This is a genomic window from Streptomyces sp. NPDC003697 (assembly GCF_053587115.1).
The window spans coordinates 1-20,358 of the sequence record NZ_JBSFNN010000005.1 but is presented as its reverse complement, the minus strand read 5'-3'; the positions used below and the strand labels follow the sequence as shown (position 1 = coordinate 20,358).

Genomic DNA, 20,358 nt, shown 5'->3' with positions numbered 1-20,358 from the left:
GTACCGCGCCTCCCGTCCGTTGCCGGCCCGCCCGTCACCGGGCCGCCCCGCCCCCGCCCCGCCCGGCGCGACGAACGTCGCCCACCGTTGGAGGTCACGTGCTCGCCGACACCGTCCTCGCCGTCATGTGGGTAGGACTGACCTGTTACGCCCTGCTCGCCGGCGCCGACTTCGGCGCCGGCGTGTGGGACCTGCTCGCCGGAGGCGCCCGTCGCGGCCGGGACCAGCGGCAGCTCATCGAGCACAGCATCGGGCCGATCTGGGAGGCGAACCACGTCTGGCTCATCTTCGTGGTCGTCCTGCTGTGGACCGGGTTCTCGCCGGTCTTCGCGGCCGTGATGTCCACCCTGTACCTGCCTCTGACCTTGGCGGCGCTGGGCATCATCGCGCGCGGTGCCGCCTTCGCCTTCCGCAAGGCCAGCACCGAACTGTGGCAGCAGCGGCTGTTCGGCGGCTGCTTCGCCATCTCCTCACTGGTGACGCCGTTCTTCCTGGGCGCCGTCGCCGGAGGGGTCGCCTCCGGCCGGGTGCCGCCCGGACTGGCCCAAGGGGACGTGATCACCAGCTGGCTCAACCCCACCTCCGTGCTCGGCGGCGTGCTGGCCGTCCTCACCTGCGCCCACCTCGCCGCCGTGTACCTGTGCGCGGACGCCGCCCGCGAGGGCGATCCCGCGCTCGCCCACACGTTCGCACGGCGCGCCCTGTTCAGCGGACTGGCCACCGGGGTCGTCGCCCTGGCCGGCATCGCGGTGCTGCGCGCGGACGCCCCCGCGCTCTTCCACGGTCTGACCCACCGGGCGCTGCCGCTCGTGCTGCTCAGCGCGGCCGGCGGTATCGCCGGACTGGTGCTGCTGGTGCTGCGGCGCTACGCGGCGGCCCGGGCGGCGGCCGCGCTCGCCGTCGCGGCCGTCCTGTGGGCGTGGGGCGTGGCCCAGTACCCGGCCATGCTCGTCGGCAGCCTCACCGTGCAGCAGGCCGCCGCCCGGCCGGCCGTCCTGTGGGCGTGCCTGATCTCCCTGGCCGTCGGCGCCGTCCTGCTGGTCCCCTCGCTCTGGCTGCTGTACGGATTCCAGCGCTCCGCCGTCACCGACTCGCCGCCCCGGCCGCGGACATCGGGATGACGCCGGGCGCCGGACGCCCCGGTATCCGCCCGGGGCGCCATCGGCTCGTACGGCCGTTGGTTGTACGTGAGGGGTCCGGTTCCGTCCGGGTCGCCCGGGGTGACCGGGTGCGGGCGGGCGGCGTTGGTCCGGGGAAGGGCGCACGGCGGGAGGGCGACGGGCATGAGCGGGTGGGACGCGGGACTGGCCGACGAGGAGACCGGGGCCGTGATGCGCACGGTCGCACGGCAGTTGAAGCTGTGGCGTGAGGCGGCCGGCCTCACCCAGGCCGAGTTCGGCGCGGCCATCGGGTACGGGGAGGACCTGGTGTCCTCGGTGGAGCGGGGGCGGCGGATCCCCCGGCCCGAGTACCTGGACGCGGCGGACGAGGTACTGGGCGCGGGCGGGAAGATCGCGGCGCTCAAGCAGGACGTGGCGGAGGCGCGGTACCCGAAGAAGGTGCGGGACCTCAAGAAGCTGGAGGCCGAGGCCGTCGAGCTGGGTGCCTACAACAACTCCGTCATCCATGGGCTGTTGCAGACGGAGGAATACGCGCGGGCCGTCTTCAACGCCCGTCGCCCCCCGTTCACCGAGGAAGAGGTGGAGCAACAGGTGACGGCACGTCTGGCTCGCCAGGAGATCCTCGAACCGGTGACCGGCCGCCGCGTCTTCAGTTTCGTCCAGTGCGAGTCGACGCTTCGGCGCCCCATCGGGGGGAGGATGGTCATGCGACGGCAGCTCGAACGAGTGTTGGAGGTGGGGCACATGCGCAACGTGGACCTGCAGGTCCTGCCTCTGGACCAAGAGGAGAACTCGGCGACGGACGGTTCTTTCAGGCTTCTCAAGCTCACCGACGGAGCCACGGTTGCGTTCAGCGAGGCACCCCTCAGCAGCCGAGTGATGACCCATCCCAAAGAGACGACGGTCCTGCACATTCGCTACGGAGCCATCCGCGCCCAGGCTCTCAGCCCCCGGGAGTCCTTGGCCTTCATCGAAAAGGTACTGGGAGAAACGAGACATGACGCTTGAGACCCCAGCAGGAACGGACGCCGGCGTGAAGTGGATAAGGAGCAGCTACAGCACATCCGACGGCCCCGACTGCGTCGAGGTGGCCGCCGCCCCCGGCCGTGTGCTCGTCCGCGACTCCAAGCACCCCGACGGCCCCCGGCTCGCCCTCGCCCCCTCCACCTGGGCGACCTTCCTGCCCTACGCCTCCGCGCGCTGACAGGCATCTGGCCCGCGTCTGCCGGCCGGACGCCGGAAACGCCCTCAGGGGCGCCCCGGAATCCGGAGCGCCCCTGAGGGTTCGTTTCTGCACAGCCACGGCCGCGCAGGCCGGACGGCGCCGCCGCGCGGGACGGCCGACCGCCACCGGCCCGGCGGATCAGGTCGTCGACCGGCGCCGCCGCGAACCCGGCCGCCGCTCGCTCGGCCTGGTGACCGGGTCGCCGGCCGCCAGGGCCGCCGCCCGGCGCCGCATGCCGAAGTCCGCCAGCGCCTCGGCGAGCTTGTGCACCGACGGCTCCGGAGCCATGACGTCGACCCGCAGGCCGTGCTCCTCGGCCGTCTTCGCCGTGGCCGGACCGATGCACGCGATCACCGTCACGTTGTGCGGCTTGCCGGCGATGCCGACGAGGTTGCGCACCGTGGACGACGACGTGAACAGCACCGCGTCGAAGCCGCCGCCCTTGATCGCCTCACGGGTCTCCGCCGGCGGCGGCGAGGCCCGCACGGTCCGGTAGGCGGTGACGTCGTCGACCTCCCAGCCGAGCTCGACCAGGCCGGCGACCAGCGTCTCCGTGGCGATGTCGGCGCGCGGCAGGAACACCCGGTCGATCGGGTCGAAGACGGGGTCGTACGGCGGCCAGTCCTCCAGCAGGCCCGCGGCCGACTGCTCGCCGCTCGGCACCAGGTCCGGCTTCACACCGAAGGCGATCAGCGCCTTGGCCGTCTGCTCGCCCACCGCCGCGACCTTGATGCCCGCGAAGGCACGCGCGTCGAGCCCGTACTCCTCGAACTTCTCCCGGACCGCCTTGACCGCGTTGACCGAGGTGAACGCGATCCACTCGTAGCGGCCGGTGACGAGGCCCTTGACAGCCCGCTCCATCTGCTGGGGCGTGCGCGGCGGCTCGACGGCGATCGTCGGCACCTCGTGCGGCACGGCCCCGTAGGACCGCAGCTGGTCGGAGAGCGACGCCGCCTGCTCCTTGGTACGCGGCACGAGCACCTTCCAGCCGAACAGCGGCTTGGACTCGAACCACGACAGCTGGTCGCGCTGCGCGACGGCGGGACGGTCACCGACCACGGCTATCACCGGCCGGCCGCCCTCCGGCGACGGCAGCACCTTCGCCTGCTTCAGGGTCTGGGCGATCGTGCCGAGGGTCGCCGTCCAGGTGCGCTGGCGGGTCGTCGTACCGGCGACGGTGACCGTCAGCGGGGTGTCCGGCTTGCGGCCCGCCGACACCAGCTCGCCGGCCGCCGCGGCGACCGCGTCGAGCGTCGTGGACACGACGACCGTGCCGTCGGAGGCACCGACCTCGGTCCAGCAGCGGCCGGTGGCCGTGCGCGCGTCGACGAACCGCACGTCGGCGCCCTCGGGGTCCCGCAGCGGCACACCGGCGTACGCGGGCACGCCGACGGCCGCCGCGACACCGGGGACGACCTCGAAGGGAACTCCCGCCCGGGCGCAGGCGAGCATTTCCCCGGCGGCGTACGTATCAAGTCCCGGGTCCCCGGACACCGCACGGACGACCCGCCTGCCGCCGCGAGCGGCCTCCATGACAAGATGTGCGGCATCCCGCACTGCGGGGACCTGAGCGGTTGCTGACGTGCCGTCAACGACCGTCAGCTGGGGCGTGCCCGTGCCCGGAGCCGGATCCGAAGAGGGATCCGCGTCCGTGTGCATGACGGCGACACCCTGCCTGGCGTGCTGACGGACGACGTCGAGCACCTCGTGCTCGGCGACGAGGACGTCCGCGTTCGCCAGCGCCTCGACGGCGCGCAGAGTCAGCAGTCCCGGATCCCCGGGTCCGGCACCGAGGAAGGTGACGTGCCCGTGCTCCGGACCGGCGGGAAGGGTGGTGGGGCTCACTGTGCTCGCTCCCCCATCAGACCGGCCGCGCCCTGGGCAAGCATCTCGGTGGCGAGTTCACGGCCGAGAGCCACTGCCCCGTCATGCGTCTCGGGCACGGGACCGGTGGTGGACAGCTGCACCAGCGTGGAGCCGTCGGTCGTCCCGACGACGGCGCGCAGGCGCATTTCCTTGACAAACTGCGGGTCGGCCTGGGGTTCCGCCCGCTCCAGCGGAGCCGAGAGCGGGGGAAGGTCGGCCAACGCGCCCACAGGGGCGCTGCAACCGGCCTCCAGGGCGGCGAGCAGTGACCGCTCGGCCGTCACGGCGGCCCGCGTGAACGGGTCGTCGAGCTCGGCGAGCGCGGCGACGAGGGCAGCGTCTTCGGCGGTGTTCGCCGCCCTGCACTCGATCGCCAGGGCTCCCTGGCCGGGAGCCGGCAGAACCGTGTCGACCGACAGGAAGTCGGTCACCTCGTTGATGCGGCCGATCCGGTTCATCCCGGCCGCGGCGAGCACGACGGCGTCGAGCTCGCCCGCGCGGACGTATCCGATCCGCGTGTCGACGTTGCCCCGGATCGGGACGGTCTCGATGTCCAGCCCATGGGCGCGCGCGTACGCGTTCAGCTGCGCCATGCGGCGCGGCGAACCCGTGCCGATGCGCGCACCGCGCGGCAGGTCGGTGAACTTCAGCGCGTCCCGGGCGACCATCACGTCGCGCGGGTCCTCCCGCACGGGCACGGCCGCCAGGGCCAGCTCCTCGGGCTGCGTGGTGGGCAGGTCCTTGAGCGAATGGACCGCGAAGTCGACCTCGCCCCGCACCAGCGCGTCACGCAGCGCCGTCACGAACACGCCCGTGCCGCCTATCTGGGCCAGGTGCGCGCGCGAGACGTCGCCGAACGTGGTGATCTCGACGAGCTCGACGGCCCGTCCGGTCACCCGGCGCACCGCGTCCGCCACCTGCCCGGACTGGGCCATGGCGAGCTTGCTGCGCCTGGTTCCCAGCCTCAGCGGCCGGTCAGCGGACCGCCCGCGGGACGCTCCGGCCTGTGCCGGGAGCCCGGCGGCCGTGCCCGGTCCTTCGGGGCTTCGCGCTCCCGCGGGCACTTCGGGCAGGGGGTGTCCCCGTGTGCTCTCCGCACCGGTGCGCCCCTTCGGCTCACGCGTGTCAGTCATGCCGGGCCTCGGTTCTTGCTGGTCTTCTCTGAGTTCTTGGCGCCACCGGCGGCCGCGACGGGCTCCGCCGTTCCGGCGTCGAGGTCGAACAGGGTGCGCAGCGCGTCCGCGTACCCGGCGCCGCCGGGTTCGGCCGCGAGCTGCTTGACCCGTACGGTCGGCGCGTGCAGCAGCTTGTCGACGACGCGCCGCACGGTCTGCGTGATCTCCGCCCGGTGCCTGTCGTCGAGGCCCGGTAGCCGGCCCTCCAGGCGGGCGATCTCGCCGGCGACGACGTCGGCGGCCATGCTGCGCAGGGCGACGACGGTCGGCGTGATGTGCGCGGCGCGCTGGGCCGCGCCGAAGACGGCGACCTCGTCGGCGACGATGCGCCGGACCAGGTCCACGTCGGAGGCCATCGGCGCGTCCGCGGACGCCTCGGCGAGGGACTCGATGTCCACCAGGCGCACCCCGGCCAGCCGGTGCACGGACGCGTCGACGTCGCGCGGCATCGCCAGGTCCAGCAGGAACAGCACCGGCTCGGGCCGCGGGATCTCCAGCGGCTCGGGCTTGCGGCGCTCGGGGATGCGGCCGGCGGTGGCCGCGGTCGCGGCGAGCGCGCTGATCAGCTCCGCGTCGGCCTCGGCGCTGCGGCGGACGTCCTCCGCAGGCCTGCCGGCCGCGGCGCCGTCCCGCCGGTCGACGGTGCCGTTGTCCACCCAGGTGGCGTGCTGCTCCAGGGTGGCGGCGTCCATGCCGGCGACGGCGGCCTCGCCGTGCACCGAGAAGCCGGTACCGGTCAGGTCCAGCGGGCAGTCCTCGTCGGTGCCGACACCGGTCGGCGGCAGCGGTGTCTCGCGGACGTCCGCCCGGGCCGTCGTACGGCGGCCCTCGGTGCCCGCGGCCCGGCGGTCGTCCCCGACCGCGGTGACGGGCTCGCCGGTCCGGCCCCGCACCGCCGCGGCGACGGACTCGGCCGTCAGCACGACGCCGGTCGCGCCGGTGCAGGAGACGGCGACGTCGGCACGTGTCAGCTCGACCGGCACCGCGTCCATCGGTACCGCGCGGGCCAGCACGTCCGTGTCGTCGCCCTCCATGAGTATCCGGGCCAGGCGCTCGGCGCGCTCGAAGGTGCGGTTCGCGACGACGACCTCGGCGACGCCGGCCCGCGCGAGCGTCGCGGCGGCCAACGAGGACATCGATCCGGCGCCGACGACCAGGGCCGTCTTGCCCTCGGCCCACTTCTCCACGGCCCCGCCGGCGGCCAGCTGCTCCAGGCCGAAGGTGACCAGGGACTGCCCGGCGCGGTCGATGCCGGTCTCGGAGTGGGCGCGCTTGCCGACCCGCAGCGCCTGCTGGAACAGGTCGTTCAGCAGCCGTCCGGCGGTGCGCTGTTCCTGGGCGCGGCCCAGGGAGTCCTTTATCTGCCCCAGGATCTGCCCCTCGCCGACGACCATCGAGTCCAGGCCGCAGGCCACCGAGAACAGATGGTGGACGGCCCGGTCCTCGTAGTGCACGTAGAGGTAGGGGGTGAGCTCCTCCAGGCCGACCCCGCAGTGCCGGGCGAGCAGCGTGGACAGCTCGGCCACACCGGCGTGGAACTTGTCCACGTCGGCGTACAGCTCGATGCGGTTGCAGGTGGCGAGCAGGGCGGCCTCGGCGGCCGGTTCGGCGGCGACCGTGTCGTGCAGCAGCTTGACCTGGTCGTCCGCGTTCAGCGACGCCCGCTCCAGCACGCTGACCGGGGCGCTGCGATGGCTCAGTCCGACGACGAGGAGACTCATGCCGGCATCACGGCGGGGACGTCCCCGTCGGGCCCCTCGTCGGCGGGCGCCTCGCGGGTCGCGGCGACCGGCCGGGCGCCGTCGTGCGAGGCCTCCTCGCCGGCCTTGCGCTGCTCGTGGAAGGCGAGGATCTGCAGCTCGATGGAGAGGTCGACCTTGCGCACGTCGACACCGTCCGGGACGTTCAGCACGGTCGGCGCGAAGTTCAGGATCGAGGTGACGCCGGCGGCCACGAGCCGGTCGCAGACCTGCTGCGCGGCGCCCGCGGGGGTCGCGATCACGCCGATCGAGACGCCGTTGTCCTGGATGATCTTCTCCAGGTCGTCGCTGTGCTGGACCGGGATGCCGGCGACGGGCTTTCCGGCCATCGCGGGGTCGGCGTCGATGAGGGCGGCGACCCGGAAGCCGCGGGAGGCGAACCCGCCGTAGTTGGCGAGGGCGGCGCCGAGGTTTCCGATACCGACGATCACAACCGGCCAGTCCTGGGTCAGCCCCAGTTCACGGGAGATCTGGTACACGAGATACTCGACGTCGTAGCCGACACCGCGGGTCCCGTAGGAACCGAGGTAGGAGAAGTCCTTGCGCAGCTTCGCGGAGTTGACTCCCGCCGCGGCCGCGAGCTCCTCGGAGGAGACCGTGGGGACCGAGCGCTCCGACAGCGCGGTCAGTGCTCGGAGGTACAGCGGAAGCCGGGCGACGGTGGCCTCGGGAATCCCTCGGCTGCGGGTCGCCGGTCGGTGAGTTCGGCCAGTTGCCACGGTGCTCCTGCGGGTAGAGCGGGGCTGCAGGCGGTCACACGTCCCCAGACCGCCCCGTCGAATGCAGGCTATGTCTTTGTGAACGCGTGCACAAAGATGGTGTCCGATTTGCCCGGCCAACGTGACCGGGGTCACGCGTCCCGGACAAGCCTGCGGGGAACCGGCGCACACACCTCCGGCGTCCTTCGTTGCTGGGGGCAAAACCGCACACTCTCCTCACGATCCCGCCCCCCGAGACCAAGACGCCGTCGATCCTAAGCGACTTTCCGGTCTTTTGTACTACTCGGTCAGTACCTTCCGGAGGCGCTCCTCGTTCACGCGCCAGAAGGTGTGCTGGACACCGTCGACGAGGACGACGGGGATCTGCTCCCAGTACCGGTCGTGCAGCACGGGATCCTGGGTGATGTCCTTCTGCTCCCACGGAACCCCCAGGTCGGCGCACACCTTCTCGACCACGGCCTGCGCGTCCTCGCACAGGTGGCAGCCGGGCTTGCGGACGAGCGTGACGAGCCGGTCCCCGGGGGCCGGGGACTTGCGGCGGAAGACGGGACTCATGTCGGCCATTGTCGCGCCGCGACGGGTGTGGGGAACCCCATGCGCACCGGCGGTCCCGCCGGGCACACGCGGCACGCCGGAGACGACCGCCCGCCCGGCGCGCGCGCCGACGCGCCGCCCGTACGAGTTGTTTCACCACACGGTGGTGGAGAGTTCACGGCGCCCCAACCTCTCGGCTCCGGAACCTGCGAACCGAATGGCTATGCTCACGCCATGGCCGCTCTCGGATGGCTCACCCCCCGTAGGCGCTCCGCCACGGCGCGGAGCGTGTTGGCAGGCGAGGCCTCGGCGGAGGCAGCGCGCAAGTCGACTCTGGAACAGGACCTGGCGACGGCGGAACCGGAGTTCCCGGTCCGCGGGGACGACCGGGCCGCCGCCTTCTTCGACCTGGACAACACCGTCATGCAGGGCGCGGCCCTGTTCCACTTCGGCCGTGGCCTGTACAAGCGGAAGTTCTTCGAGACCCGCGACCTGGCCAGGTTCGCCTGGCAGCAGGCCTGGTTCCGGCTGGCCGGCATCGAGGACCCGGAGCACATGCAGGACGCGCGCGACTCGGCGCTGTCGATCGTCAAGGGCCACCGGGTCGCGGAGCTGCAGTCGATCGGCGAGGAGATCTACGACGAGTACATGGCCGAGCGGATCTGGCCGGGCACGCGCGCCCTGGCCCAGGCCCACCTCGACGCGGGCCAGCGGGTGTGGCTGGTCACGGCCGCGCCCGTGGAGATCGCCCAGGTGATCGCCCGCCGTCTGGGCCTCACCGGGGCGCTCGGCACAGTGGCCGAGTCGGTCGACGGCGTCTACACCGGCCGGCTCGTCGGCGAGCCGCTGCACGGCCCGGCGAAGGCGGAGGCGGTGCGCGCGCTCGCCATCGCGGAGGGCCTGCACCTCTCCCGGTGCGCCGCCTACAGCGACTCCCACAACGACATCCCCATGCTCTCCCTCGTCGGCCACCCCTACGCCATCAACCCCGACGCCAAGCTGCGCCGGCACGCCCGCGAGAAGGACTGGCGCCTGCGCGACTACCGCACCGGCCGCAAGGCGGCGAAGGTCGGCATCCCGGCGGCGGCCGGGGTCGGCGCGGTGGCCGGCGGCACGGCGGCCGCGATCGCCCTGCACCGGCGCCGCCGCTGACGCATCCCGTCCGGACCGCGGCCGCGTCCTCCGCTCCGGACCGCCCGCGCGCCCCGGGCCCCCGATGCCCGCCGCCGACCGCCTGCGCCCCGCTCCGGACTCCGAGAGCCCCGCCGTCGATCACCCTGCGCCCCTCGGCTGATCGCCCTGCGCCGCACTGTCGACCGCGGACGTCCTCCACGCGGGCCCCGCAGCGCGCGTCCGGCGATTCTCGGCCAATCAGCACGACGCGGCCCCGCACCGCCCCGACCATGCGCCTTGGCCGTACACCGCCACAACATGCCCTGACTCATACGGAAGCCCGACTGGAGCGATCAGCAAACGGACACTTTCCGACAGCTGATCGGGCGTCAATCAGATACGGAAGCGACGTAATCGATGATTTAAGCAACTGGGTGTAGCAGGGCCTTTACGAAGCGTTATTCTCCTCAGACGCAATCCGGTACCCCTCCGTCGCTACGACGGGTGAACGGTCCCGCACTGCACGTGATGGAAGCTCTGCCTCTGGGAGTCCCGTGTACCCACACGTCGGGGTTGACGCCTCGGGCCTGGCTACGCTCCGCGCTACGGTCCTGGACCTGCTGCGCGGTCTCGTCCCCACCGCGTACGCCGGCCCCGCATTCGCCACCGCCGCCCCCGCAGGCCCGTGCTACGCGCTCGCCGAGGGCATGCAGCAGGGGCCGGCGCGCAGTGCCGTCGTCGAGGGACGGCGCTCGGGCGACGGCCGGGCGGTGGGCAGACGGGGACGCGCCGCCACCACCGCCCGGCGCCCGGCCGCGGACAGCGACAGCGCCCGCATGATGGACCTCGTGGAGCGCGCCCAGGCCGGCGAGGCCGACGCCTTCGGGCGCCTCTACGACCAGTACAGCGACACGGTGTACCGGTACATCTACTACCGGGTCGGCGGCAAGGCGACCGCCGAGGACCTCACGAGCGAGACCTTTCTGCGCGCCCTGCGCCGCATCGGCACCTTCACCTGGCAGGGCCGCGACTTCGGCGCCTGGCTCGTCACCATCGCCCGCAATCTCGTCGCCGACCACTTCAAGTCCAGCCGCTTCCGCCTCGAGGTCACCACCGGCGAGATGCTCGACGCCAACGAGGTGGAGCGCTCCCCCGAGGACTCCGTCCTGGAGTCCCTGTCCAACGCAGCCCTGCTCGACGCCGTGCGGCGGCTGAACCCGCAGCAGCAGGAGTGCGTCACGCTCCGCTTCCTGCAGGGCATGTCCGTCGCGGAGACCGCCCGGGTGATGGGCAAGAACGAGGGCGCCATCAAGACGCTCCAGTACCGGGCCGTGCGGACCCTCGCCCGGCTGCTCCCCGACGACGCGCGCTGACCTCCTCACGCTCAGCGACGGTCAACTCACTGTCCGCCAAAGCCCGTTGACTTCCCCGCCCGCTTGACCGCCGTCCGTAACCGAAGTGCCGAGCCGATCGTTGTGCGGGATACAGGCTCCCTGTGGTCACGTCTGACCGGCCCCGATCACTCGATCGGGTGGTCGGGTCGCGGACGTGCAACCCTCAGGACCCCCGGGGAGTCGACCGTCATGACGAGAGGAGGTGCCGCCAGTGATCGCGAACGTATCGGCGCACCGGCGGGCGAACGCCTTCGCCCAGGCCCTGGAGGAGCTGTCCGGCCAGGGCACGGCGGCCGAGCCGTCCGAAGGACCCGCACCGGACCCGGCTGCCGCGGAGGAGACCGAGCAGGGGCGCCTTGTCGCCCTGGCCGCCGGTCTCGACGCGCTGCCCAGGCCGGAGCTGGATCCCGAGGTCAAGGTCGTCCAGCGGGCCCAGCTCGTGGCCGCGATGGAGGCCATGCTGCAGGAGGGCACCGCGGAAGGCGAGGCGGGAAACACGTCGGTGCCCGGCCAGAGGAGCCGGGCGCGGGGTGCCCACCGGGCGAGCAGCCTGGGGAAACTACGGCCGCGCACGCGGCTCACCAAGGGTCTGGCCGCCGGGGGGCTGAGCGTCGGCGTGGCGGCGTCGGCCTTCGGCGGGGTGGCCGCTGCCAGCTCCGACGCCCTGCCCGGTGACTCGCTCTACGGCGTCAAACGGGGCATCGAGGACTTCAAGCTGAACTACCTGGCCGACGGCGCCGACGAACGCGGGAAGGCGTACCTGGAGCAGGCCTCCACCCGTCTGAACGAGGCGCGCCGGCTGTTGGACCGCGACCGCGGCGGCCACCTCGACCACGAGACCGTCACCGAGGTCCGCCGCACCCTGTCCGGTGTGCGGCACGACGCGGCCGAGGGCCACCGCCTGCTGCACGAGGCGTACGAGCGCCACCCGGACTCCCTGGGGCCCATCCAGGCCCTCTCCGCCTTCACCAGCGCCCAGCGCGCCACCTGGGGCACCCTGCGGGACAAGCTCCCCGTACAGCTCGGCGACCTCGGTGACCAGGTGTCGTCGGTGTTCGACGCCATAGACGAAGAGGTCGCCCCGCTCCGGTCCCTCCTCCCCGAGTCCCCGGCCCAGGGCGGCGGCGAGCGCTCGAGTTCCGGCCCGGCGTCCCGCGGTGGCCCGTCCGGCAGCGGCAGCACCGCCCGGCCCCGCGCCGGAAGCGCCTCCTCCCCCGGAGGCCGGCAGTCCGGCAGCGGCGGCCCCAGCACGTCCGCCGGCACGGGCGGCGAGCGCGACGGGCTGCTCGGCGGCAATCCCGGCGGCCTGCTGGAGCCGCCGCAGACCGGCGGCAGCACCTCACCGTCCACCAGCACACCCCCCTCCGCCCCGGACGTGACGATCCCGCCGCTGCTTCCGGGCCTCCTGCCCGGCCTCGGCATCGACGGGGAGAACGCCCGCTAGGGCCGCGCCACGGCGCACACGCGAAGGGAGCGCCCCCGCGAACCGGGGGCGCTCCCTTCGCCGGTTCAACGCTGGACCAGGGCCGGATCAGCACCGGATCCGGCCGTACCGGCGCACCGGCGTCAGAAGAAGACCGACCGGCGCTGCACCAGCAGCTTGTACAGGGTGTGCTGGATCTGCTCCCGGACCTGGTCGGTCAGGTTGAACATCAGCATCGGGTCCTCGGCCGCCTCCGGCGGATGCCCGTCCGTCCGGATCGGCTCGCCGAACTGGATGGTCCACTTCGTCGGCAGCGGGACGGCGCCGAGCGGCCCCAGCCACGGGAAGGTGGGCGTCAGCGGGAAGTACGGGAAGCCCAGCAGACGCGCGACGGTCTTGGCATTGCCGATCATCGGGTAGATCTCCTCGGCCCCGACGATGGAGCAGGGGATGATCGGGGCGCCCTCGCGCAGCGCGGTGGAGACGAAGCCGCCGCGGCCGAAGCGCTGGAGCTTGTAGCGCTCGCTGAACGGCTTGCCGATGCCCTTGAAGCCCTCCGGCATCACCCCGACCAGCTCACCCTGCCCCAGCAGCCGGCCGGCGTCCTCCGCGCAGGCCAGTGTGTGACCGAGCTTGCGGGCGAGTTCGTTGACCACCGGCAGCATGAAGACCAGGTCGGCGGCGAGCAGCCGCAGGTGCCGGCCCGCCGGGTGCCGGTCGTGGACGGCCACCTGCATCATCAGCCCGTCCAGCGGCAGCGTGCCGGAGTGGTTGGCCACGATCAGCGCGCCGCCCTTGTCCGGGATGTTCTCCACGCCCTTCACGTCGACCCGGAAGTACTTCTCGTACAGCGGCCGCAGCAGGGACATCAGAACCTGGTCGGTCAGCTCGGCATCGTATCCAAAATCATCGACCTCGTAGTCGCCGGTGAGGCGGCGGCGCAGGAACGCCAGACCGCTCGCGACGCGCTGTTCCAGGCTGCGCCCGCCGTCGCCGCTGTCGCGGTCCCGGCGCGGCTGCGGCGGCTGTTCGTCACGGGGCACAGGCTCATCATCCTGGTCGGGCGCGCGCGTCGGCAGGGGCTGGACCTCGCCGACCGTCGCGGGCTCGCTGCCGGCGCGCCGGCTTCCGGCGGCCCGGCGCCGCGACGCCCGCTGCCCCGCGCTGCCGCGGGAACGGTCGTCGTCGAACGGAATGACCTTGGCGTCCGCCATCGTTGCTCCGCTCCTCAGTAGGCGCTGTGCGTCGGCACGTGGCCGCCCGCCCTGCGGGACAGCGCGGCGATCCGGTCGACGGCCCCCGCGAGGGCCTCCGGCGGCAGGAGTCCGGGACCACGGCTGCGGACGAAGTCCGCGAAGGTCTCCGCGGTGGTGTGCCTCGGGTGGAAACCCAGCGTCTCGCGCATCTGGTCCGTCGCCACGACCCGGCCGTGGGTGAGCAGCCTGATCTGTTCGGGTGAGAAGTCCGTCATACCCAGCGTACGCACCAGCGAGCCGGTCCAGGTGAGCGCGGGCAGCAGCAGCGGCACCGTGGGGCGGCCGAGCCGCCGCGAGCACTGGGAGAGCAGCAGGACGCCGTCGCCGGCGATGTTGAAGGTGCCGCTGTTCAGGGTGCCGCGCGCCGGTTCGTGCGAGGCGATCCGCAGGACGTCGATCACGTCATCCTCGTGCACGAACTGCAGCCGCGGGTCGCAGCCGAACACGGTCGGCAGGACGGGCAGCGCGAAGTACGACGCGAGCGGCGAGTCCGCCGCCGGACCGAGGATGTTGGCGAAGCGGAGCACGCACACGGCCACGTCCGGCCGCCGCCGCGCGAAGCCCCGCACGTATCCCTCGACCTCGACGATGTCCTTGGCGAAGCCGCCGCTGGGCAGTGACTTGGGCGGGGTGGTCTCGGTGAAGACGGCCGGGTCGCGGGGCGCTGACCCGTAGACGCTGGTGCTGGACTTGACCACCAGCCGGCTGACGGTGGGCGACTTCTGGCAGGCACCGAGCAGCTGCATGGTGCCGATGACGTTCGTCTCCTTGACCGAGGCCCGGCTGCCGCTGCCCAGCGCGGTGGCGGTCACGTCCATGTGGACGACCGTATCCGCGGCCGTCTCGGCGAGCACCCGCGCGATGGTGGGCTGCCGGATGTCCGCCTGGACGAAGTCCGCGCCGCCCAGGTGGTGCTCGGGCGGGACCACGTCCACGGCCACGACCCGGTCCACCTGCGGGTCACGCTGGATCCGCCGTACGAACCGGCCCGCGAGCTGACGGGCGACCCCGGTGACGAGCACGACCTTTCCCAAGATCAGCGCCTTCCTTCCCGACCACGTACCCCGTGTTCCCCGTGTGCGGCCAACCTATCGGTTGGCCGTCGCGCTGTGATGACCACCCGCTGCGCGGCGTGACGACATGCCCGAACGCATGAACCGGAAACGCGCGTGGCCCCCCACCGGATGCGGTGGGGGGCCACGGACACGCTCTCGCGATGTCGCGTACCGATAGCGACCAGCGTCACTACTTCTTGTTGCGACGCTGAACGCGGGTGCGCTTCAGCAGCTTGCGGTGCTTCTTCTTGGCCATCCGCTTGCGCCGCTTCTTGATGACAGAGCCCACGACTACCCTCGCTCACTTCTCATTACTCGGTGTTTGGGCGCCATGGGCCCACACGACCTACGAGGGGCTAGCCTACCCAACCGAGCGCTCAGGTCGTAATCGAGGGCCGACGGCTGGGGATCCGGGCGGATCCGGAGGGATCCGAAGGGCCCTGGGGCCGGATCCCTCCGGGGCGCCGTCAGGCCGTGTCCACCCCCACGTAGCTCTCGCGGAGGTACTCGTGAACCGCTTGCTCCGGGACACGGAACGACCGCCCGACCCGGATCGCGGGCAGATGACCGCTGTGCACCAACCGGTACACGGTCATCTTCGACACTCGCATCACCGAGGCCACTTCCGCCACGGTAAGGAACTGAACCTCGTTCAGAGGCCTTTCGCCAGCTGCAGCCATGACACACCTGAACCTTCCGCACTCGACGGCCACCGGCTTCCCCTTCCGGTGACTCTTCGTCGCTGCGTGCTCACTCCCCAGACTAGGGGCGGGTGATGCAAGTGGGGAAGAGGTGCACCGATCGGCGGCCTACTGTGACAGACATGCCCGATTGAGTACGTAGCGGGTCAGCGGACGGTAGTGCCCGGGGCGCACGCCGTCATCAAGCGGAACGGCGACCGACACCCGCCCCTCCGCCTCCCCCACGAACAGCGCGGGATCGTCCGTATCGGCCGGCCCCATCGCCTCGAACCCCAGCTGACCTGCTCCGCAGACCCATCCATGGTCCCCGATCACCAGCTCGGGCAGCGGGCCGCCGGCCTCGGCGGCCGCGGCCAGCGCGAGGCGAACCGGGAACGGGGAGTGCGTGTGTGCGCCGGGCTCGCCACCGGAGCCGGGCCGGTCGGACGGCCGTACCAGCGCGACTCCCCGGACGTAGTCGAGGCGGTGCGTGCGTAGACCGAACCGGGTCGTTATGTCGACACAGCGACCCTGCGCCGGGGTGAGGACAGTACATCCCGCCGCCGACAGGGCGTCGGCCAGAGCGACGTAGAAACCGAGCAGCCGGTGCGGGTGACCGGTGCCGAGCAGGACCGGGCCGCCGTGCCGGGCGACCGCCGCCAGCCGGTCCGAGAACGCGTCCAGCGCGGCGAGGGTGCGGTCCGGGTCGATCACATCATGGCCGGAGACATGCCGGGGATCGGCCGAAACCCCGCACTTCTCCGCCATCAATGCGATCACGTCCCGCTGCCGCCACTCCCGTTCCGGGTCGAGGCCGATCAGCACGCGGGGATCGCGTGCGGCGAACAGCCGGTAGCTGCGCAGGCTCTCCTCCCGCGTCGTGGCGACGGTCCCGGCCAGACGCGCGGCCAGCAGGTGGGCGCGCAGCGCCGCGGTGCTCAACACGGCAGCGATGGTGACGGACCGGGAGCACGGACGTCACGGAAACCGGGGAACAACGCACGGTCGGCCCAAGGGCCGTCTCCCGTGGGGGCTGTCCGGCGACTGCCTACGCGAGCAGCCCCCGCAAGGGGAACACCGCCCGCCGCGTCGCCAGGATCGCCTGGTCCAGCCGGTCCGCCGGGTCGTAGCCCGCCTCCCACCCGGCCCAGGACACCGGCCACCGCCCGTCGGTCATCCGCATCGGGCCCAACTGCCGTGTCCGCGCATAGACTTCCTGCCGCCAGCTCTCCGGGATCACCGTCTCCGGCTCCACCGGGCGCCCCGCCGCGATGCCGACGAGATGGGTCCACGAACGCGGCACGACCTCCACCACCGCGTAGCCGCCCCCGCCGAGCGCGACCCACCGCCCGTCCGCGTACTCGTGCGCCAGGTCGTGGCAGGCCGCCTGTACCGCCCGCTGCGCGTCCAGCGACACCGCCAGGTGCGCCAGCGGATCCTCGAAGTGCGTGTCCGCCCCGTGCTGCGTCACCAGCACCTGCGGCCGGAAATCGGCCAGCAGCTCCGGCACCACCGCGTGGAACGCCCGCAGCCAGCCCGCGTCCGCCGTCCCCGCCGGCAGGGCCAGGTTCACCGCCGACCCCTGCGCGGACTCGGCCCCCGTCTCCTCCGGCCAGCCCGTCTGCGGGAACAGCGTCCGGGGATGCTCGTGCAGCGAGATCGTCAGCACCCGTGGATCCTCCCAGAACGCCGCCTGCACCCCGTCCCCGTGGTGCACATCGACGTCCACGTACGCGACCCGCTCGGCGCCCAGTTCCAGCAGACGCGCGATGGCCAGCGCGGCGTCGTTGTAGACGCAGAACCCCGACGCGCTGCCCGGCATCGCGTGGTGCAGCCCGCCGGTGAAGTTCACCGCGTGCAGCGCCCGACCACGCCACACCGCCTCCGCCGCCCCCACCGACTGCCCGGCGATCAGCGCCGACACCTCGTGCATCCCGGCGAACGCGGGATCGTCCAGCGTGCCCAGCCCGTACGACCCGTCACAGGCCCCCGGGTCGGCCGACGCGGCCTTCACCGCCTCGACGTAGTCCTCCCGGTGCACCAGCCGCAGCGTCGACTCCCCGGCCGGCCTGGCCGCGACGACGTCCACGGACCGGTCCAGACCGAGGGCGCCGACCAGTTTCCGGGTCAGGGCCAGCCGCACCGGATCCATGGGGTGGTCCCGGCCGAAGTCATAGCCCGTTACTGCCTCGTCCCACATCAGCTGTGCGCGGCCGCTCATGACCGCCACCGTATCGGTCCGCCCGAGGCGCGAACGAACGGGCGTACACCAACGTCACCAGCACCAACACCATCGGCACCAGCATCGCCCCGCGGTAGCTCCAGGCGTCGCCCAGCGCCCCCACCAACGGCGAGCCCACCAGGAAACCGACGTAGTTGAAGACGTTCAGCCGGGCCACCGCCGCGTCGGACGCCCCGGGGAACAGCCGCCCGGCCGCCGCGAACGTCTGCGGCACCAGCACGCACAGCCCCAGACCCAGCAGGGTGAACCCGAGCATCCCCGCCCCGGCACCCGGCGCCGCCGCCACCACCGCGAACCCCGCCGCCGCGACCAGCGCGCCCAGCCGTACGACGGCCACCGCCCCGAGCCGCCGCACCCCGAAGTCGCCGAGGGACCGCCCGAGCAGCGTGGTGACCATGTAGACGTTGTACGGCACGGTCGCCGTCTGCTCCGAGCTGCCGAGCACGTCCTGGAGGTACTTCGCGCTCCAGTTGGAGACGGTCGAGTCACCGATGTACGCGAACGTCATCACCAGGCACAGCGGCAGCAGCACCCGGAAGACGACGGTGGGCCGCTCCCCCGTCCGCTCTCCGGGACCGGTGGCATCGCCGTCGACGTACCGGCGGCCGGCCAGCAGCGTCGCCGGCAGCAGCACCAGCACCACCGGCCCGTAGCAGGCGAGCAGCGTCAGGTCCCAGTGCGCGCCCGCCCAGGCCAGCGAGGCGCCCAGGATGCCGCCCAGGCTGTAGGCGGCGTGGAAACCGAGCATGATGCTGCGCCCGTACGCCCGCTGCAGGCTCACCCCGAGCATGTTCATGGACGCGTCCAGGGCGCCCACCGCCAGTCCGAAGGCGGCGAGCGCGGCGCCCAGCACGGCCGTCCGGTCGCCGGCGCCCACGCCGAGCAGCGCCAGCAGCACCACCGGCTGCGACCAGCGCAGCACCCGGCTGGGCCGGACCCGTTTCACGAGCTGCTCGGTCACGACGCTGCCGGCACCGGCGAGGACCGGCACCGCGGCAAGGAAGACGGGCAGCAGCGCGTCGGACACGCCGTAGCGGTCCTGGATGGCCGGGATACGCGTCACCAGCAGGGCGAAGGTGACGCCCTGGGCGAGGAAACCGAACGCCAGCGAGGCCCTGCCGTGCCGCGGCACATCCGTCATGGCGGCGAGCGTAGGGCTCCGGGCCACCCGGGGGTAGATCCGGCCGAAGATGAATGCCGCTCATCTTCGGCCCCCGTGTCACCGGGCGAGCGCGAGCTCCGGCTCCCCCGTGCCGGCCCCCTTCGTTTCGGCGGCCAGCATGCCCTTCATCGGTCCGACGGCCAGAGCGCCGCTGAGCAGGAACCCGAAGACCATCGTGGCCACCATCACCACCGAGCCGAGCCCCACCATGGTGTCGACGGGCACGGTGTACGCCCCGACGCCCCGCACGACGCACTCGCCGAGCAGCACCACGCCCCACACGAGGGAGAAGACCCGCTCCGCCCGCCGGAAGGCCGCCGAGTCGCGCTTCAGCCGCTCCCAGGCCGCCTCCCTGACCGCGTCGCCCTTCACCAGGAACGGCTTCATGCCCGCGGTCATCATGGGCTTGCCGAGCGCCACGGAGACCAGGATGCCGATGCCGACGGTGCTGCTGATCGCGCTGTCCTTGAGGAGCATCAGCCGCGGGTCACCGGAGACGAAGCCGAGCAGCAGCCCGACGACGTTCACGATCAGGATGAGCAGGGCGAGACCGTTCGTCGTCCGCTGCCGCACGGCCGCCCACCCGGTCCGCACGGCCGGCGCGACGCTGCTCCAGGCGAGCGCGGCGAACGCGCTCGTCCCGAGCCCTTCGCGGAGCAGGTAGTACGCGCCGAGCGGCAAGGCCACGTCCAGCAGCAGCGGCTGGAGGTTCCTCCGCATGCCCGGCCGGCTGTCCTTGCCCTGGGGAGCCCTGTTCGTCGTCATGTCCCCAGCTTCACGGGCGGGCCCCGTCCGCCGGTAGGGACGATCGTCCCGGGCTCCGTGTGACAGTTGTCAGTGTCCGCCCGGTGGCCGGGGTCATGACGGAACCCGTACCAGCAGGTCGGCCAACTCCCCCATCCGGCCGAAGAGTCGGGTGGCGCCGCGGAGCTTCGCGGCCGGCGTCATCGCGGTGAACCCGTAGACGTCCATCCCCGCGGCGACGGCGGCCCGCACGCCCAGCGGGGAGTCCTCCACGACCACGCACCTCTCCGGCGCGACCCCCATCCGTTCGGCCGCGTGCAGGAAGAGATCCGGTGCCGGCTTCCCGCGGCCCACGTCCTGCGCGCTGAAGACGCGGGTGTCGTCGAACCACCGGTCCAGCCCGGTGGTTCGGTGCCCGACCCGGATCCGCTCGTGGCTCCCGGACGACGCGACACAGTACGGCACCCCGTCCACGGTCAGTTTCTCCAGGACCTCCGCGGCCCCGGGCACCGGCTGCAACTCCCGCTGGAACGCGGCGAAGACCCGGGCGTGGAAGACGTCGTCGAAGTCGTCCGGCAGCCGCTCACCGGTGCGTTCCCGCACGAGGTCGTGGATTCGGTGCATCGCCGACCCCATGTAGTCGCGAATGGAGTCCTCGTAGGAGGTGGGGTGCCCCAACTCCGTCAGATAGGCGGCCAGAAGCCGGTTGGAGATGGGCTCACTGTCGACGAGGACACCGTCGTTGTCGAAGATCACGAGGTCATGGCGCATGCGTACGAGCCTAGGCGCCGACCGCGGACGGACGGTTCCCCGCGGTCGGCCGGCTCACCCAGGCCGTGAACGCAGAAGACCCCGCACCATACGGTGCGGGGTCTTCCCACAAATTGTT

General features: G+C 72.5%; 20 protein-coding genes. 6 read left to right on the top strand and 14 right to left on the bottom strand.

What is annotated here, in order from left to right; all coding sequences use genetic code 11:
• Nucleotides 1-98: 98 nt before the first annotated feature.
• The 3 genes from ACWDNY_RS03150 to ACWDNY_RS03140 all read left to right on the top strand — a co-directional run bounded on the left by ACWDNY_RS03150 (nucleotide 99) and on the right by ACWDNY_RS03140 (nucleotide 2,325).
• On the top strand, nucleotides 99-1,121 hold the full coding sequence (locus ACWDNY_RS03150) for a cytochrome d ubiquinol oxidase subunit II (protein ID WP_451643965.1): 1,023 nt from the start codon (nucleotides 99-101) through the stop codon (nucleotides 1,119-1,121).
• 162 nt (nucleotides 1,122-1,283) lie between these two features.
• Nucleotides 1,284-2,129, top strand: coding sequence for a helix-turn-helix domain-containing protein (locus tag ACWDNY_RS03145; RefSeq protein ID WP_451643964.1), 846 nt, complete (start codon nucleotides 1,284-1,286; stop codon nucleotides 2,127-2,129).
• Nucleotides 2,119-2,325, top strand: coding sequence for a DUF397 domain-containing protein (locus ACWDNY_RS03140; protein WP_451643963.1), 207 nt, complete (start codon nucleotides 2,119-2,121; stop codon nucleotides 2,323-2,325). Before ACWDNY_RS03145 ends, ACWDNY_RS03140 begins: the two co-directional genes overlap by 11 nt.
• A gap of 159 nt (nucleotides 2,326-2,484) precedes the next feature.
• Here the strand turns inward: ACWDNY_RS03140 and ACWDNY_RS03135 are convergent, their stop codons facing one another.
• The 5 genes from ACWDNY_RS03135 to ACWDNY_RS03115 form a co-directional block, all read right to left on the bottom strand.
• Nucleotides 2,485-4,191: a uroporphyrinogen-III synthase gene (locus ACWDNY_RS03135; protein ID WP_451643962.1), complete on the bottom strand. Its 1,707-nt coding sequence runs from the start codon at nucleotides 4,189-4,191 to the stop codon at nucleotides 2,485-2,487.
• A complete protein-coding gene (gene hemC / locus ACWDNY_RS03130; RefSeq protein ID WP_451644062.1) occupies nucleotides 4,188-5,180 on the bottom strand; it encodes a hydroxymethylbilane synthase in 993 nt (330 codons plus the stop codon). The genes ACWDNY_RS03135 and hemC overlap by 4 nt, the downstream gene beginning before the upstream one ends.
• Nucleotides 5,181-5,341: 161 nt before the next feature.
• The gene (locus tag ACWDNY_RS03125) at nucleotides 5,342-7,108 is read right to left on the bottom strand and encodes a glutamyl-tRNA reductase (protein WP_451643961.1); all 1,767 of its coding nucleotides are present in this window, start codon (nucleotides 7,106-7,108) and stop codon (nucleotides 5,342-5,344) included.
• A complete protein-coding gene (locus tag ACWDNY_RS03120) occupies nucleotides 7,105-7,866 on the bottom strand; it encodes a redox-sensing transcriptional repressor Rex (protein ID WP_451643960.1) in 762 nt (253 codons plus the stop codon). Before ACWDNY_RS03120 ends, ACWDNY_RS03125 begins: the two co-directional genes overlap by 4 nt.
• A 279-nt stretch (nucleotides 7,867-8,145) precedes the next feature.
• Complete coding sequence (locus ACWDNY_RS03115; RefSeq protein ID WP_451643959.1) at nucleotides 8,146-8,430, bottom strand: glutaredoxin family protein; 285 nt, start codon at nucleotides 8,428-8,430, stop codon at nucleotides 8,146-8,148.
• 204 nt (nucleotides 8,431-8,634) lie between these two features.
• Here ACWDNY_RS03115 and ACWDNY_RS03110 point away from each other — a divergent pair, with 204 nt between their 5' ends.
• From ACWDNY_RS03110 to ACWDNY_RS03100, 3 genes are all read left to right on the top strand, one after another.
• Nucleotides 8,635-9,552 carry an HAD family hydrolase gene (locus tag ACWDNY_RS03110; RefSeq protein ID WP_451643958.1) on the top strand — a complete coding sequence of 306 codons (918 nt, stop codon included), beginning with the start codon at nucleotides 8,635-8,637 and terminating at the stop codon, nucleotides 9,550-9,552.
• A 515-nt stretch (nucleotides 9,553-10,067) separates the two neighbouring features.
• Nucleotides 10,068-10,886, top strand: coding sequence for an ECF subfamily RNA polymerase sigma factor, BldN family (locus tag ACWDNY_RS03105; protein WP_451643957.1), 819 nt, complete (start codon nucleotides 10,068-10,070; stop codon nucleotides 10,884-10,886).
• Between the two features lie 232 nt (nucleotides 10,887-11,118).
• Nucleotides 11,119-12,351 carry a DUF5667 domain-containing protein gene (locus ACWDNY_RS03100; protein ID WP_451643956.1) on the top strand — a complete coding sequence of 411 codons (1,233 nt, stop codon included), beginning with the start codon at nucleotides 11,119-11,121 and terminating at the stop codon, nucleotides 12,349-12,351.
• 122 nt (nucleotides 12,352-12,473) lie between these two features.
• Here ACWDNY_RS03100 and ACWDNY_RS03095 read toward each other — a convergent pair whose 3' ends face one another.
• The 9 genes from ACWDNY_RS03095 to ACWDNY_RS03055 form a co-directional block, all read right to left on the bottom strand.
• Entirely contained in the window at nucleotides 12,474-13,544 is a 1,071-nt protein-coding gene (locus ACWDNY_RS03095; RefSeq protein ID WP_451643955.1) for a lysophospholipid acyltransferase family protein, read from the bottom strand.
• A gap of 14 nt (nucleotides 13,545-13,558) precedes the next feature.
• The gene (locus ACWDNY_RS03090; RefSeq protein WP_451643954.1) at nucleotides 13,559-14,620 is read right to left on the bottom strand and encodes an NAD-dependent epimerase/dehydratase family protein; all 1,062 of its coding nucleotides are present in this window, start codon (nucleotides 14,618-14,620) and stop codon (nucleotides 13,559-13,561) included.
• Nucleotides 14,621-14,831: 211 nt separating this feature from the next.
• Entirely contained in the window at nucleotides 14,832-14,930 is a 99-nt protein-coding gene (locus tag ACWDNY_RS03085) for a 30S ribosomal protein bS22 (RefSeq protein WP_003948845.1), read from the bottom strand.
• A gap of 178 nt (nucleotides 14,931-15,108) precedes the next feature.
• Nucleotides 15,109-15,321 carry a helix-turn-helix domain-containing protein gene (locus ACWDNY_RS03080; protein ID WP_157842153.1) on the bottom strand — a complete coding sequence of 71 codons (213 nt, stop codon included), beginning with the start codon at nucleotides 15,319-15,321 and terminating at the stop codon, nucleotides 15,109-15,111.
• 129 nt (nucleotides 15,322-15,450) lie between these two features.
• Complete coding sequence (locus tag ACWDNY_RS03075; protein WP_451643953.1) at nucleotides 15,451-16,266, bottom strand: phosphatase; 816 nt, start codon at nucleotides 16,264-16,266, stop codon at nucleotides 15,451-15,453.
• A gap of 103 nt (nucleotides 16,267-16,369) precedes the next feature.
• The gene (locus ACWDNY_RS03070; protein ID WP_451643952.1) at nucleotides 16,370-17,542 is read right to left on the bottom strand and encodes an acetoin utilization protein AcuC; all 1,173 of its coding nucleotides are present in this window, start codon (nucleotides 17,540-17,542) and stop codon (nucleotides 16,370-16,372) included.
• Nucleotides 17,493-18,704 carry an MFS transporter gene (locus ACWDNY_RS03065; RefSeq protein WP_451643951.1) on the bottom strand — a complete coding sequence of 404 codons (1,212 nt, stop codon included), beginning with the start codon at nucleotides 18,702-18,704 and terminating at the stop codon, nucleotides 17,493-17,495. Before ACWDNY_RS03065 ends, ACWDNY_RS03070 begins: the two co-directional genes overlap by 50 nt.
• Nucleotides 18,705-18,782: 78 nt before the next feature.
• Nucleotides 18,783-19,490 carry a VC0807 family protein gene (locus ACWDNY_RS03060; protein WP_451643950.1) on the bottom strand — a complete coding sequence of 236 codons (708 nt, stop codon included), beginning with the start codon at nucleotides 19,488-19,490 and terminating at the stop codon, nucleotides 18,783-18,785.
• 93 nt (nucleotides 19,491-19,583) lie between these two features.
• Nucleotides 19,584-20,240, bottom strand: a complete 657-nt coding sequence (locus tag ACWDNY_RS03055) for an HAD family hydrolase (protein WP_451643949.1) — start codon at nucleotides 20,238-20,240, stop codon at nucleotides 19,584-19,586.
• Between the last annotated feature and the right edge of the window lie 118 nt (nucleotides 20,241-20,358).

What these genes read in the sequence shown, in the direction of transcription:
- ACWDNY_RS03145 (WP_451643964.1), top strand. Translation starts at nt 1,284, where the DNA reads ATGAGCGGGTGGGACGCGGGACTGGCCGACGAGGAGACCGGGGCCGTG.
- ACWDNY_RS03140 (WP_451643963.1), top strand. Translation starts at nt 2,119, where the DNA reads ATGACGCTTGAGACCCCAGCAGGAACGGACGCCGGCGTGAAGTGGATA.
- ACWDNY_RS03125 (WP_451643961.1), bottom strand. Translation starts at nt 7,108, where the DNA reads ATGAGTCTCCTCGTCGTCGGACTGAGCCATCGCAGCGCCCCGGTCAGC.
- ACWDNY_RS03115 (WP_451643959.1), bottom strand. Translation starts at nt 8,430, where the DNA reads ATGGCCGACATGAGTCCCGTCTTCCGCCGCAAGTCCCCGGCCCCCGGG.
- ACWDNY_RS03110 (WP_451643958.1), top strand. Translation starts at nt 8,635, where the DNA reads ATGGCCGCTCTCGGATGGCTCACCCCCCGTAGGCGCTCCGCCACGGCG.
- ACWDNY_RS03095 (WP_451643955.1), bottom strand. Translation starts at nt 13,544, where the DNA reads ATGGCGGACGCCAAGGTCATTCCGTTCGACGACGACCGTTCCCGCGGC.
- ACWDNY_RS03080 (WP_157842153.1), bottom strand. Translation starts at nt 15,321, where the DNA reads ATGGCTGCAGCTGGCGAAAGGCCTCTGAACGAGGTTCAGTTCCTTACC.
- ACWDNY_RS03070 (WP_451643952.1), bottom strand. Translation starts at nt 17,542, where the DNA reads ATGAGCGGCCGCGCACAGCTGATGTGGGACGAGGCAGTAACGGGCTAT.
- ACWDNY_RS03065 (WP_451643951.1), bottom strand. Translation starts at nt 18,704, where the DNA reads ATGACGGATGTGCCGCGGCACGGCAGGGCCTCGCTGGCGTTCGGTTTC.
- ACWDNY_RS03060 (WP_451643950.1), bottom strand. Translation starts at nt 19,490, where the DNA reads ATGACGACGAACAGGGCTCCCCAGGGCAAGGACAGCCGGCCGGGCATG.
- ACWDNY_RS03055 (WP_451643949.1), bottom strand. Translation starts at nt 20,240, where the DNA reads ATGCGCCATGACCTCGTGATCTTCGACAACGACGGTGTCCTCGTCGAC.